Source organism: Streptomyces sp. NPDC001851, from assembly GCF_040297165.1.
GTDB lineage: Bacteria > Actinomycetota > Actinomycetes > Streptomycetales > Streptomycetaceae > Streptomyces.
Map to the genome: position 1 here is coordinate 24,746 of NZ_JBEOYR010000001.1, position 12,947 is coordinate 37,692.

The following is a 12,947-nucleotide window of genomic DNA, read 5'->3' on the forward strand; positions in this document are numbered from 1 at the left end:
AGAGCGGAGCGTAAGAGACGGCACTGACAGGGCACCCGCCCCGACGACGGTCACACCCCTGAAGACCACCACAGGCCCCGCAGGGGAGGCCGGCAGCTCGCTGAGGAGCACCGGCTCAGGCCCGACGCCAAGCCTGGCGATGGCGAGCGACGCCGTACACCTGCTCCACCCGGTCGGCCGTGAGAACGCCTGAGAGCGGACCGAGGGCCGACACCTGACGCTCCTGGTACACGCGGACATCGAGCTGCGTAGCAGCCACCTTCAGCTCGGTGACGGCTCCACCGGTACCGGGAAGTCGCAATAGCGCTCAAGCACTCGGGCGACCCGCTTGGCCTCTGCCCGGCTCTTGCGGGCGTAGGGCGCCGGCTTCCCGTGCTCGACCTCGACGATCAGGGCCAGACCGAGGGCGATGCAAGCAACCCTGCACACATGCGGGCGTTTTGGCATATGCCCCCCAGATGGGCCACTGGAGATGCCCAGAGGCAAAGACCAAGTGAACCTGACAGTGCCGGGGAAGCGATGCCGGCTCTCCGATGTCGCGGCTTCCGAGGCGTGCAACCCGCCAACCCCAACAGTCAGGAGGAATCCTGGTGAGCCACCCTCTCCGCAAGCACTCCACGAAAAAAGTTCCAACCTGGCCGTCCTACCGCGGCGAGTCCCACTTTGTTGGGGTGAGCCCGGGCGGATGGGTAACCGTCTACGTAGATCCCAGGCTCGGAACGCCGGGATTCCAGAACGCAGCGGATCTCCTCAGCGATGCCGACCGAGTGGTGGGCATCAACAACCAGATCTTCAGCACGCCCACGGAGCCCGTGAGCGTGATCGTCTTCGCCCTGCACGGCGCCACCGACGGCTCTGGGGGCGCAGACCACCTGGGCTGCACGTTCGAGTCCGGCGGAGCCATCGAGGTCTGTGCCTCCTTCGGGAACCCGGCCCGGGTTTCGGGGCTCTTCGAGGCAGAGCTGAGCGAATGCTCAATGAACGGAAGTCTCTGCGGATTCAGCACCGGTGAGGCATTGTCTCGGTGGTGCGCTGCCGTGGTCAGCAACAACGCGCTGGCTGATTTCGCCTCGGCTCCGGATTGGGCGGACGCAGGCATGCCTGACTTCGTCACCAAGACCGAGCACTCCGACACCAATCCGATCAGTATCGGATGCGGCATGGCATTCATCTCGTGGCTGATCAGCAACGGCCACAAGCTTCCAAAAATCGCCCAAGATATGGTCGAACTGGGTGACGCGGGCACTCTGGCGGATTTGTACGAGAAGCTCTCCGGGAACTCGGCCGACCGTGCTTGGCATGAGTTCAAGAAGGCAATCGATGCGCTGCCCGGCGGAGTTACCAGCGATGATCCGTTCGGCGGATTCCCACCCATGTGATCCGCGCCGGATGGCGCGACGGTAGGGCCGCTGTGCGTACTTCCCGGGGTGGCCGGCTTCGCCCAGTTCGAACTCGCACCGGGTCAGACTTCGAGAGCGGTGTCCCACGCCACCGTGGAGGCCGGATTCGAGGCGGATCACTGGTGACCCCGCCGGACTCACACGGGGAACGCCGGCCTCGGGCTGAACCTCTGCGCTCCCGACTGCCGTATCGAGCAGCCGGGAGCGCAGATTGCGCCTGTTTGTGGCCGCTCCGCTCCGGTGCGGGTCAGGGTACGGGGCAGTCACGCCGGTACGGGCGAGAAGGCGGTCCGGCGACGGTAGTAGTGCACCGTGACGGCGCCCAGCAGCGGGCCCCACAGGAGCAGTGGGGCGTAGACGATGTTGACCAGCCAGGTGCCCCAGGTGGATGCCTCCAGCTCCGCATGGAGCGAGGTGTAGACGAACAGCACGCCGTAGACCGTCGTGGCCAGCGCGCCGAAGCCCGCCAGGATGGTGGCCGGCGCGACGGGGACTCGTCGCCCGCGCAGATACGGGATCCAGCGCGGCCAGGTCTCGCCCCAGCTCTGCACGAGCCCGAGGGTGAGGAGGGCCAAGAGCTCGGAGACCAGGCTGAGCGCGACGAGGTACAAGGATCCCCATCCAGGGGCGTGCATCTGGTCGTACTCGGACTGGGCCAGCCCGACCGGAAGGCCCACCGCGATGGCCAGGCGCCACAGCCCCGAGGGCACATTGCTCAACGCCGCGCCCACAGCGGCACGTTGCGCCCAACGCGGCACGTTCGGCAGCGCGTTCACTCTCATCATGTGATCCACACTGCTGCGCGAGGGCGCTGTCACACATCGTTCTGCGGTCGCGTCCTCCTCACCCGGTCGGCGTACTCACGAGTGCGACCGCCGATGGAGTCGGCCGGCTCTGACCACGCCGAACGCTGCGCCCGCAGCGCACAGCAGTCACCCCTCAGGCCGTGCGCCGGCGCGACGTCGTCTTCTTCTGGGGTGTCTTCTTCGCCGTCGTCTTCGTCGTCTTCGAGGCCGCCGTCTTCTTCGTGCCCTCGGCCGCCTTCGACGTGGACTTCCTCGCCGGTGCCGCCTTCTTCGCGGCGGCCGTCTTCCTGGTCGTGGACGTCGACTTCTTGGTGCCCGCCTCCTTCGGTGCGGACCGGCGGGGCAGGGGTCTGACCTCGGCTTCTGCCGGGGAGGGCGGCGCGCCGCGGGACTCGCGGGCCGCCCGCACGCTGTTCTCCAGGGCCGCCATCAGGTCCAGCACCTTGCCCCCGGCGGCCGGTTCGGGCGCCTCCGGTGGGGCCTCGCCGGAGGCCTTCGCGGCGATGACCTCCTCCAGCGCCTCCCGGTACTCGTCGTGCAGGTCCTCCAGGTCGACCTCGCCGAGGGTGTCCATCAGGGCGTCGGCCAGGTCGAGCTCCTTGTCGCGGATGGTGACGGAGGTGTCCGGGGCGACGCCCTCGGGCGCGCGGACCTCGTCCGGCCACAGCAGGCCGTGCATGGCGATGGCGTCGCCGACCACGCGCAGCATGCCGAGGCGTTCGCGGCCGCGCAGCGCGTACTTCGTGATGGCGACCTTGTTGCTGCGTTTGAGGGCCTCGCGGAGGAGGACGTAGGGCTTGGCGGCGGGGGCTCCGCCGGCCGCGAGGTAGTACGCCGCGTCCATCTGGAGCGGGTCGATCCGGTCGGCCGGGACGAAGGCGACGATCTCGATCGTGCGGGCCGTGGGGATGGGGAGGTGGGACAGGTCGTCGTCGCTGATCGGGATGATCGTGCCGTCGGCGTCCTCGTACCCCTTGCCGATCTCCGACTGGGTGACCTCCCGCTCCTCCAGTTCGCACACCTTGCGGTAGCGGATGCGGCCGTTGTCCTCGGTGTGGATCTGGCGGAAGGAGATCGAATGGCTCTCCGTGGCGTTCACCAGCTTGATCGGGATGCTGACGAGCCCGAAGGAGATGGCGCCGTTCCAGATCGATCGCACGTGCCGCACCCTTCCTTGACCGGGGTACCGATTGCACCGGTTTCACCCGTTTTTCTGGGATTGTCATCTTATGACGCCTATCACAGAGGTGGAGGGGCGGCGGGTCGCCCTCAGCAACCTGCAGAAGGTGCTGTATCCGGAGACCGGCTTCACCAAGGCGGAGCTGGTGCACTACTACGCGACCAGCGCCGAGGTGCTGTTGCCGCATCTGCGCGACCGGGCCGTGTCCTTCCTGCGCTACCCGGACGGACCGGAGGGGGAGGTCTTCTTCACGAAGAACGTTCCGCCCGGCACGCCCGAGTGGGTCACCACCGCCGAGGTGCCGCGGTCCTCGGCGGACAGTCCGGCCCGGATGGTGGTGGTGCAGGATCTGCCGAGCCTGGTCTGGGCCGCGAATCTCGTCACCGAGTTCCACACCCACCAGTGGCTGGTGCAGACCCCGGACGAGGCCGACCGGCTGGTCTTCGACCTCGATCCGGGCGCGCCCGCGACCGTCGTCCACTGCTGCGAGGTGGCCCTGTGGCTGCGCGAGCGGCTCGCGGCGGACGGTATCGAGGCGTACCCGAAGACGGCCGGGTCGAAGGGGCTGCACCTGCTGGCGGCGGTGCGCGGGGTTTCGTCCGAACGGACGAGTGAGTACGCGAAGGCGCTCGCCGTGGAGGCCGAGCGGGCGATGCCGCGGCTGGTGGTGCACCGGATGACGAAGAGCCTCCGGCCGGGGAAGGTGTTCGTCGACTGGAGCCAGAACGCGGCCCGCAAGACCACGGCCACGCCCTACACGCTGCGCGCCCGCCGGGTCCCGCTGGTGTCCGCACCGGTGACCTGGGAGGAGGTCGCGGACTGCCGGAACCCCGCTCAGCTGGAGTTGCAGGCGGGCGACATCGCGCCGCGGCTGCAGGACCTCGGGGATCTGATGGCCGGCCTGCTGGATCCGGACGCGGCCACACCGCTCCCCTGATCCCTGCCTCCCCAGATCCCCGCCGCCGCCCGGCCTACACCCTCCCCCATGTGTTCCGGTCCCTGGCCATCCCGTGCAGCGCCTCCACGTCCGCCGGTTTCAGGACCCCGCCGAGCCGGGCCAGGTCCGGCAGCTCCGTGTCCTGGAGGATGCGTACGGCCCGGGGCGGTGCGGTCACCGTCAGCTCGGCCGGGCCCACCAGGGCCAGCACCGGGCGCACCTCGGCGGTCAGGGCGTAGGTGGCGCGGTCGGCGAGGGTACGCAGCCGGCGCAGCAGCGGCTCGGGCTCGCGGCGGCCCACGGTGACCATGGGGTCGGCGACCTGGATCCGGGACTTGCGGGCGTACAGGGCGCCTATGGCGAACAGGCCGCCGGGGCCGAGCAGCAGATGGTGGATGCGGTCGCCGCCGGGAAGGGGCATGGAGTGCAGGGTGTGCCAGCCGGCGCCCTCCAGGGCGTCCAGGGCCGCGCCGACGGCCTCCTCGGCGGCCAGGGCGCGGCGGCGCGGGTCGGGGCGCAGCCGGTGGGCGGGGCCGGGGTCGCGTTCGAGGGCGACGAGGAGGGCCTCGCCGGGGCGGTTGGGCGCGAGGTCGTCGTCCGGGTGCAGGGTCAGCCGGGCCAGTTCCGCGGGGGTGGGGACCGGGGGCGGTCCTACGGTCACCGGGCCGGTCAGGAAGGGTTTCAGGGCGAGGAGTACGTCGTCCCTGCTGTCCTCGCCGAGCAGATTGACCCGGCCCGCCTCACGGTCGTACCAGGCGACATTGCTTCCGTCCGGGCGGCAGACGTACAGCCGTTCCCGTCCGTGCCGATAGGCCGGCACCACGCGCAGTGCGCTCATGCGCCATCACCCCTCGGACCATGGGAACAGGCGGGGTGCCGCGGGGGCAAGACCGGTTACCGTGGAGGGCGGCCCCGCGAGGGGGAGTTGGGGAGGCGCCGGTGCGGATCCGCGGAAGGCAGCCCGACATACCGGCTCCGGACAGCCCGTGGAACGAGATCGTGCCCGGCCTGTGGATGGGCGGGCACGAGTTCCGGGGCCGTTCGGGGCGGCCGGAGCCGGCCGTCGTACGGGACGAGTTCGATGTGGTGCAGACGCTGCTGCGGCTGCCGGGGTACGGCCCCGCCCCGGGGGTCGAGCACCATGTGTGGCCGATTCCGGACGGCCCGCTGGACGGGACGCAGCTGGCCGGGGTGATCCGGCTGGCCCGGGCGGCGAACGAGGCCCTGGACGCCGGCCGCCGCGTCCTCGTGCGCTGTTACCACGGGTACAACCGCTCGGGCCTGGTCGTCGCCCACGCGCTTCTCCAGCGGCGGCACGCCTCGCCCGACGAGGTGATCCAGCTGGTCCGGGCCCGGCGCTCGGCCTGGGTGCTGCACAACGAGCTGTTCGTGGAGTACCTGCGCGCGGGCCTGTCGACCGTGCGACTGCTGGAGGAACTGGCCGAGTAGCCTCTCTTCCAGCACCACTCCGACGGGTGCAAAAAGGACTTACGTCATAAATTCCGTCTAGACATAAGGTGGACGGGGCCCAACCGACCCCGACGCCCCAGGAGAACCGTGTCCCCCCGCCGTCCCGCGCGCACCGCCCTCACCGTGGCCGTCGTCGCCCTGCTGTCGGCGACGGCGGCGGCCTGCGGGGACACCGGCGGACTGCGGGGCGCGGGCGCGACCCCCACCGCCGTCAGCCCGGCCAAGCTCTGGCCCGACCTGCGCCCGGCCTCCAGCCCGGCCTACCCCTACGACGTGGCGACCAGGGAGGTCGTCAAAGGGATCACGGTCCCCGGCGACGACATCCGCGCGGTGGACCCGGTGGCCGTGGTCGAGGCCGAGATCAAGGCGCGCCCGCAGGACTACGGATCGAAGGGGCCGTACCACGCGACCGTGGACCGGCTGAAGGACTGCCGGCCCGGCGGCGACCGGGCCCGCTGCCCGCTGCTGAAGCCGTACTACCGGGACCTCACGGGTGACGGCCGGGACGACATGACACTCGGCTTCCGGCTCTACCCGACCAACCAGACGGGCGTACGGGTCTACACGGTCGAGAAGCACAGGTTGGTGAAGGTGCTGAGCGACAACGACGCGATCATCGGGGTGGAACTGGCCGGCCGGACCCTGATCGAGCGCTCACCGGGTGACATCTCCGGGTACGAGTACCGCGCCACCTGGGTGTGGGATCCGGAGCAGCGCGCGATGGTGTTCTCCCGCGACGAGTTCCTGCGCACCGGTGGGGGCCGGCACGCCAAGAAGGCCACGCCCACGCCGTCCACGTCCCCCTCGGCCTCCCCCTCGGCGAGCGCGCGATGAGGCTCGTGCTCCCCCGGTGGGCCGGGCCGCTCGCCGTGAAGGCGGCGGCGTTCATCACGGTGATGTGCTGCGCCCTGGCCGCGCTGCTCGGCGTCCTGGTGCATGTCTCGGTGACCAACCAGACCGTCGGGCAGGCCCGCAGGCTGGCCCTGTCCAAGCTCGCGGACGCCACCCAGGCGTACGAGGCCGGGGACGCGCTGCTGCCGAACGCCGGGGTGAACCCACCCGGGCTGCCGACAGCGCTGCGGACGCTGGCGGCGGCGGGCGAGCGCGGCACCATGGTCTCCTCGTACGACGGGCACCCGACCATGTGGGCGGCGGGCCCGGCCGCCGGACACCGGGCGCTCGCCGTGGCGGTCGACTACTCGCAGCAGGCCCGCACCATCGCCGGGCTCGACAACTCGATCCTGTGGTCGTCGGTGCTCGCGATCGGGGCGACGGTGCTGGTCGGCGTGTTCGCGGTGTCCCGGGTGACCCGGCGGCTGCACGGCACCGCTCGCGTGGCCCGGCGGATCACCGCGGGCGACCTCGACGCACGCGTCGACGATCCCCGTACGAAGGACGCGTCCCGCCCGCAGGACGAGGTGGCCGCGGTCGCCGCCGCCCTGGACACGATGGCCTCGTCGCTGCAGAGCAAGCTGCTGAGCGAGCAGCGCTTCACCGCGGACGTGGCGCACGAGCTGCGCACCCCGCTGACCGGGCTGCACGCGGCGGCGGAGCTGCTGCCGCCGGGCCGGCCGACGGAGCTGGTGCGGGACCGGGTGGCGGCGCTGCGCACGCTCACCGAGGACCTGCTGGAGATCTCCCGGCTGGACACCGGCCGGGAGCGGCTGGAGGTGGACACCGAGGAGCTGGGGGCGCTGGCCCGGCGGGTGGTGCGGGCCTCGGGCACCGACACGGAAGTGCGGGTCCTGGCCGACGCACGGGTGGAGACCGACCGGCGGCGGCTGGAGCGGGTGCTGGGGAATCTGGTGGCCAACGCGCACAAGCACGGGGCACCGCCGGTGGTGGTGACGGTGAACGGTGCCATGGTGACCGTACGGGACCACGGCAGCGGGTATCCGGAGTATCTGGTGGCCCATGGGCCGCAGCGGTTCCGCACGGAGGGCGGGGCCACCGGGCACGGGCTGGGGCTGACCATCGCCCTGGGGCAGGCGGAGGTGCTGGGAGCGCGGCTGATCTTCGCCAACGCGGTGGACGGCGGGGCCGTTGCCACGCTGGTGCTGCCCGGGGCCGAGGGGCGGTAGGGCTCGGGGCACGCCACGCGGGCGGCGGCGGGCACGGCACACAAGACGCCCTGTTTGGGTAGGTTCCGGGCATGACCAAGGCCGGAACCACCGTGGCGGCGGCGCAGACTCCCGCGCCCGCCGTACGCCTCCCCCGGCGCCGTGGCATCGAACTGTCGCTGATCCTGCTGGCGGTGCTGCTGTCGGTGTACGGCTACTGCGCGGTGGGTCTGGCGCGGACCGGCACCGTCCCGCCCGGAGCCGCCGGTTACGGCGCCGGGCTCGCGGTGCTCGCGCTGTGCGCGCATCTCGCGGTGCGCATCCGGGCGCCGTACGCCGACCCGCTGTTCCTGCCGATCGGGGTGCTGCTGAACGGTCTCGGGCTGGTCCTGATCTACCGGCTGGACCTGGAGACGCCGCACGACCAGGCGGCTCCGGCCCAGCTGGTGTGGTCCACGCTCGGCATCGGACTGTTCATCGCCGTCGTCCTGGTGCTGCGCGACCACCGGACGCTCCAGCGGTACTCGTATGTGTGCGTGGCCGCCGCGCTCGGGCTGCTGGCGCTGCCGATCCTGTTCCCGGCGGTCAACGGCGCCCGTATCTGGATCCGGCTCGCCGGGTTCTCGATCCAGCCGGGCGAGTTCGCGAAGGTGCTGCTCGCGGTGTTCTTCGCCGCCTATCTGGCCGCCAACCGCAGCGCGCTCGCCTACACCGGCCGCCGGCTGTGGCGGCTGCAGTTCCCGACCGGGCGGGTGCTCGGGCCGATCGTGACGATCTGGCTGCTGAGCGTCGGGGTGCTGGTCCTGGAGCGGGATCTGGGCACCTCGCTGCTGTTCTTCGGGCTGTTCGTGGTGCTGCTGTACGTCGCCACGGGGCGGACGGGGTGGATCGCGGTGGGGCTGCTGCTCGCCGTGCTGGGGGCCTTCGCCGTGGGACGCCTTGAGCCGCATGTGAACCAGCGGATCGAGGACTGGCTGCATCCCTTCGCCACCATCGACGCCGGGCAGGGGCCGAACCAGCTCTCCCAGTCGCTGTTCGCCTTCGCCGCCGGCGGGCTCCTCGGCACCGGGCTCGGGCTCGGCCACTCGATCCTCATCGGCTTCGCCACCAAGTCGGACTTCATCCTGGCCACGGCCGGCGAGGAGCTGGGGCTCACGGGGCTCGCGGCGATCATCCTGCTGTACGCCCTGCTGGTGGAGCGCGGCTACCGGGCGGGGCGGGCCCTGCGGGAGCCCTTCGGCCGGCTCCTCGCGGTCGGGCTCGCCTCGATCCTGGCGCTGCAGGTGTTCGTGATCGCGGGCGGGGTCACCGGGCTGATCCCGCTCACCGGTATGGCGATGCCGTTCCTCGCCCAGGGGGGCTCCTCGGTGGTCACCAACTGGACGATCGTGGCGCTGCTGATCCGGGTGAGCGACTCGGCCCGCAGCCAGTACGACGGCCGGGAGGCCCCGTGAGCGAGTACGGCGGCTTCCACGAGGGCGGACGGCCGATGGCGCGGTACATCCGGCACGCCTGCGCGTTCTGCACCCTGCTGCTGGCGGCCCTGCTGGTCAACGCGGCCCGGGTGCAGGTGGTGCAGTCCGCCCTCTACGACGGCAACCCGGCCAACCGCCGCGCCGAGATCGCCCGTTACGGCCAGCCGCGCGGCGACATCCTGGTCGGCGACCAGCCGGTCACCGGATCCGTGGACACCGGCGAGCAGCTGCGCTATGAACGCACCTATCGGAACGGCCCGTTGTACGCCCCGGTCACCGGCTTCTCCTCGCAGTCGTACGGCACCACGTTCCTGGAGCACGCCGGGGACGGGGTGCTCTCCGGGACCGATCCGATGCTGTCGCCGCTGCCGCTGTGGAACGACGTGACGCGGGGGCCCCGCGCGGCCGGGAACCTCGTCACGACGCTGAACCGGGCCGCGCAGGAGGCGGCGTACCGGGGGCTCGCCGGGCGCAAGGGCGCGGTGGCCGCGATCGAGCCGGCCACGGGCCGGATCCTGGCGCTGGTGACGAGTCCGTCGTACGACCCCGGGGAGCTGTCCGGCAACGGCGAGGCGGTGACCTCGGCGTGGGCGCGGCTCAACCACGACCCGGAGAAGCCGATGCTCAACCGGGCGGTGCGGCAGACCTATCCGCCGGGGTCGACGTTCAAGGTGGTCACCGCGGCGGCGGCGCTGGACGCGGGCGTGGTCACCGACCTGGACGCACGCACCGACTCGCCCGACCCCTACCGGCTGCCCGGCACCAGGACCCGGCTGACCAACGAGGCCGACGACTGCCGCAACGCCTCGCTGCGGTCGGCCTTCGAGTGGTCGTGCAACACGGTGTTCGCCAAGCTCGGCGTGGACGTCGGGGTGAAGGGCATGCTGGGCACGGCGGGCGCGTTCGGGTTCAACGACACCGGGCTGCGCATCCCCTTCTCCGTCGCGCCCAGCACCTTCGACGCGCATGTGGACCGGGCGCAGCTGGCGCTGTCCTCGATCGGGCAGTACAACACGCGGGCCACGCCGCTGCAGATGGCGATGGTGGCGTCGGCGGTGGCGAGCGGCGGGCAGCTGCGGTCGCCGTATCTGGTGGACCGGACGACCCGGCGCGGCGGTGAGACGGTCGCCGGGAGCGGGACGCATCCGGTGCGGCAGGTGATGAAGCCCTCGACGGCCGCGCGGCTCAAGGAGCTGATGGCCGATGTCGTCCAGGAGGGCACCGGCACCCGGGCGGCCATCCCGGGTGCCCTGGTGGGCGGCAAGACCGGCACCGCGCAGCACGGGGTCGGCAACGCCGGTGTGCCGTATGCCTGGTTCGTCTCCTGGGCGCAGGCCGACAACTCCGTGGAGCCGCAGGTGGCCGTCGCGGTGGTGGTGGAGGACGCCTCCGCGGACCGCGGCGAGATCAGCGGCGGCGGGGACGCGGCGCCGATCGCACGGGACGTGATGCGGGCCGTTCTTGGCCGGTGAGACGGTCAGCCGATCGGCTTGACCGCCTCGGAGCGGATCCGGAGGGTCGTCTTCGCGTAGAGGGCGAGGTCCATGCCGGACGCGTTCTGCTTGGCCGTCCTGGCGGTGACCCATCCGACCACGGCCCCCGTGTTGCCGTCGTTCCAGGCGCAGATGGGGTAGGTCAGGGTGGCGCCGGACTTCGTCTGTGTCAGCACTTCACAGCTGACCGTGGGCGAGCCGTCCCGGGTGAAGTCCTTCTGCGGCACGGCCACCGTCACGCCCTCCGCCTCGGAGGCACCCTTCAGCGCGTTGCGACGGGCCTCAGCCGTGTTCCTGAACCGGCCGTACAGGCCCGACACCGCCAGGGTGCCCTGGGTCGCGTCGCCGTTCAGGGTGTAGCTGCCGACGACAGCGTGGGCGTCCTTGGCGTCCCAGGCGCCGTCCCCCTCGTCCTCGATCTTCTTGCCCTCGGTGCCGGAGAGGTCCTGGGAGAGCTGGAACCTGCCGTCCAGGAGCGTCTTGGGCAGGGTGAGCTTGTTCTTCGCCTCGGGGAAGCCGCTCGTGGCCAGCGCCCCGATCAGTACGAGCCCCACGACGACCGCCGTGAGCACACCGCCCACGATGCCGAGCACCAGCCCGACCCGGCGCTTCTTCGGCGGCGGGGCCATGGGCGGCACGCCCCAGGCCGGGTAGGGCTGCTGGGCGTAGGGCTGAGGCGGGTACGGCTGCTGCGGCGGGTACGGCGCACCGTACGGGCCGGGGACCGCCTGCTGGGGCAGGCCGTACGGTCCCGGACCGGCCTGCGGGTGCTGCTGGCCGTACGGGTACGGCGGCTGCTGGGGGCCGTTGGGGTACGGCTGCTGCGGTGGCGGAGGCGTGGACACGCCTGCAAGTTACTGCAACGGGGTGAACGCCCCGGCGGCCACCTCAGCCACGCGCCGCCCCGGACCGCCTCGACCCCCGGTCGCGTCAGCCCTCCGCCGCCCCCGCCTCGATGGTGTCCCGTACCTCCGCCACCCGCTCCCGTTCCTCCGCCGCGAAGCGCTCCGCGTCGAGTTGCTCGGCCAGTTCCTCGTCCTGGGCCATCAGCAGGTCCAGGTTGGAGTCGCCCATCTCGAAGACGCCCATGTCGACGTAGGCCTGCTGCAGCCGCTTGCCCCACAGGCCGATGTCCTTGACGCAGGGCACGATCCGGCTGAACAGCAGCCTGCGGAACAGCTGGAGGAACTCGGAACGCTCGCTCAGCGCCTCCGCCTCGGCCTTGGGGATGCCGAAGTTCTCCAGGACCTCCACGCCCCGGAGCCGGTCGCGCATCAGATAGCAGCCCTCGATCACGAACTCCTCGCGCTCGCGCAGTTCGGCGTCGGTGAGCTGCTTGTAGTAGTCCCTGAGCGCCAGCCGGCCGAAGGCCACGTGCCGGGCCTCGTCCTGCATGACGTAGGTCAGGATCTGCTTGGGCAGCGGCTTGTTCGTGGTGTCCCGGATCATCCCGAAGGCGGCCAGCGCCAGGCCCTCGATGAGCACCTGCATGCCCAGGTACGGCATGTCCCAGCGGCTGTCGCGCAGGGTGTCGCCGAGGAGGGACTGCAGGTTGTCGTTGATCGGATAGACCAGGCCCATCTTCTCGTGCAGGAAGCGGCCGTATATCTCGGCGTGCCGGGCCTCGTCCATCGTCTGCGTGGCGGAGTAGAACTTGGCGTCCAGGTCGGGCACCGACTCCACGATCCGCGCGGCGCAGATCATCGCGCCCTGCTCGCCGTGCAGGAACTGGCTGAACTGCCAGGAGGCGTAGTGCCGCCGCAGCTCGCCCTTGTCCTTCTCGGTGAGCTTGTCCCAGTACCTGGTGCCGTACAGGGACATCGCCTCGTCGGGTGTGCCGAGCGCGTCGTACGGGTCGACCTCCAGGTCCCAGTCGATGCGCTGCTGCCCGTCCCACTGCTTGTCCTTGCCCTTCTGGTAGAGGGCGAGGAGGCGGTCGCGGCCGTCGTCGTACTCCCAGCTGAAGCGGGCGGCGCCGGTCGCGGGCACCTGCCAGGGGGAGTCTCCGGGGCCGTTGGCGTACAGGTCATGGGTCGGCATACCCCGCAGGCTCACACGTAGACGCGAAGTCAACAAGTCATGCGCAAGGGATTGACGGTCTTGCTGACAAGCAGTCTCATAAGAGG

At 71.2% G+C, this 12,947-nt stretch carries 13 protein-coding genes; 7 read left to right on the forward strand and 6 right to left on the reverse strand.

What is annotated here, in order from left to right; translation table 11 throughout:
- Nucleotides 1-261: 261 nt before the first annotated feature.
- Nucleotides 262-429, reverse strand: coding sequence for a hypothetical protein (locus ABT171_RS41830; RefSeq protein ID WP_503072330.1), 168 nt, complete (start codon nt 427-429; stop codon nt 262-264).
- Between the two features lie 161 nt (nt 430-590).
- Between ABT171_RS41830 and ABT171_RS00125 the strand changes: the two genes are divergently transcribed.
- On the forward strand, nt 591-1,379 hold the full coding sequence (locus tag ABT171_RS00125) for a hypothetical protein (protein WP_351238042.1): 789 nt from the start codon (nt 591-593) through the stop codon (nt 1,377-1,379).
- A 284-nt stretch (nt 1,380-1,663) separates the two neighbouring features.
- Here ABT171_RS00125 and ABT171_RS00130 read toward each other — a convergent pair whose 3' ends face one another.
- Complete coding sequence (locus ABT171_RS00130; protein WP_351238044.1) at nt 1,664-2,185, reverse strand: hypothetical protein; 522 nt, start codon at nt 2,183-2,185, stop codon at nt 1,664-1,666.
- 154 nt (nt 2,186-2,339) lie between these two features.
- The gene (gene ku / locus ABT171_RS00135) at nt 2,340-3,365 is read right to left on the reverse strand and encodes a non-homologous end joining protein Ku (RefSeq protein ID WP_351238046.1); all 1,026 of its coding nucleotides are present in this window, start codon (nt 3,363-3,365) and stop codon (nt 2,340-2,342) included.
- Nucleotides 3,366-3,435: 70 nt separating this feature from the next.
- On the opposite strand from ku, the gene ligD reads away from it, so the two are divergent.
- Nucleotides 3,436-4,323 (forward strand): non-homologous end-joining DNA ligase, encoded by an 888-nt coding sequence (gene ligD, locus ABT171_RS00140; RefSeq protein ID WP_351238048.1) that lies wholly within the window; start codon nt 3,436-3,438, stop codon nt 4,321-4,323.
- A 34-nt stretch (nt 4,324-4,357) separates the two neighbouring features.
- On the opposite strand, the gene ABT171_RS00145 is transcribed toward ligD, so the two are convergent.
- Nucleotides 4,358-5,161 carry a nuclease-related domain-containing protein gene (locus ABT171_RS00145; RefSeq protein WP_351238050.1) on the reverse strand — a complete coding sequence of 268 codons (804 nt, stop codon included), beginning with the start codon at nt 5,159-5,161 and terminating at the stop codon, nt 4,358-4,360.
- A 101-nt stretch (nt 5,162-5,262) separates the two neighbouring features.
- Here ABT171_RS00145 and ABT171_RS00150 point away from each other — a divergent pair, with 101 nt between their 5' ends.
- The 5 genes from ABT171_RS00150 (at nt 5,263) to ABT171_RS00170 (ending at nt 10,800) form a co-directional block, all read left to right on the forward strand.
- A complete protein-coding gene (locus ABT171_RS00150; protein WP_351238052.1) occupies nt 5,263-5,772 on the forward strand; it encodes a protein-tyrosine phosphatase family protein in 510 nt (169 codons plus the stop codon).
- Nucleotides 5,773-5,880: 108 nt separating this feature from the next.
- The gene (locus tag ABT171_RS00155; protein WP_351238054.1) at nt 5,881-6,627 is read left to right on the forward strand and encodes a hypothetical protein; all 747 of its coding nucleotides are present in this window, start codon (nt 5,881-5,883) and stop codon (nt 6,625-6,627) included.
- Nucleotides 6,624-7,874 carry an ATP-binding protein gene (locus tag ABT171_RS00160; protein ID WP_351238056.1) on the forward strand — a complete coding sequence of 417 codons (1,251 nt, stop codon included), beginning with the start codon at nt 6,624-6,626 and terminating at the stop codon, nt 7,872-7,874. Before ABT171_RS00155 ends, ABT171_RS00160 begins: the two co-directional genes overlap by 4 nt.
- 71 nt (nt 7,875-7,945) lie before the next feature.
- On the forward strand, nt 7,946-9,307 hold the full coding sequence (locus ABT171_RS00165; protein ID WP_351238058.1) for an FtsW/RodA/SpoVE family cell cycle protein: 1,362 nt from the start codon (nt 7,946-7,948) through the stop codon (nt 9,305-9,307).
- A gap of 35 nt (nt 9,308-9,342) precedes the next feature.
- Nucleotides 9,343-10,800 carry a peptidoglycan D,D-transpeptidase FtsI family protein gene (locus ABT171_RS00170; protein WP_351239069.1) on the forward strand — a complete coding sequence of 486 codons (1,458 nt, stop codon included), beginning with the start codon at nt 9,343-9,345 and terminating at the stop codon, nt 10,798-10,800.
- Between the two features lie 5 nt (nt 10,801-10,805).
- Here the strand turns inward: ABT171_RS00170 and ABT171_RS00175 are convergent, their stop codons facing one another.
- A complete protein-coding gene (locus ABT171_RS00175) occupies nt 10,806-11,666 on the reverse strand; it encodes a hypothetical protein (protein ID WP_351238060.1) in 861 nt (286 codons plus the stop codon).
- Nucleotides 11,667-11,751: 85 nt separating this feature from the next.
- Nucleotides 11,752-12,861 (reverse strand): ferritin-like domain-containing protein, encoded by a 1,110-nt coding sequence (locus ABT171_RS00180; protein ID WP_351238062.1) that lies wholly within the window; start codon nt 12,859-12,861, stop codon nt 11,752-11,754.
- Between the last annotated feature and the right edge of the window lie 86 nt (nt 12,862-12,947).

What these genes read in the sequence shown, in the direction of transcription:
- ABT171_RS00130 (WP_351238044.1), bottom strand. Translation starts at nt 2,185, where the DNA reads ATGATGAGAGTGAACGCGCTGCCGAACGTGCCGCGTTGGGCGCAACGT.
- ligD (WP_351238048.1), top strand. Translation starts at nt 3,436, where the DNA reads ATGACGCCTATCACAGAGGTGGAGGGGCGGCGGGTCGCCCTCAGCAAC.
- ABT171_RS00145 (WP_351238050.1), bottom strand. Translation starts at nt 5,161, where the DNA reads ATGAGCGCACTGCGCGTGGTGCCGGCCTATCGGCACGGACGGGAACGG.
- ABT171_RS00160 (WP_351238056.1), top strand. Translation starts at nt 6,624, where the DNA reads ATGAGGCTCGTGCTCCCCCGGTGGGCCGGGCCGCTCGCCGTGAAGGCG.
- ABT171_RS00165 (WP_351238058.1), top strand. Translation starts at nt 7,946, where the DNA reads ATGACCAAGGCCGGAACCACCGTGGCGGCGGCGCAGACTCCCGCGCCC.
- ABT171_RS00170 (WP_351239069.1), top strand. Translation starts at nt 9,343, where the DNA reads ATGGCGCGGTACATCCGGCACGCCTGCGCGTTCTGCACCCTGCTGCTG.
- ABT171_RS00180 (WP_351238062.1), bottom strand. Translation starts at nt 12,861, where the DNA reads ATGCCGACCCATGACCTGTACGCCAACGGCCCCGGAGACTCCCCCTGG.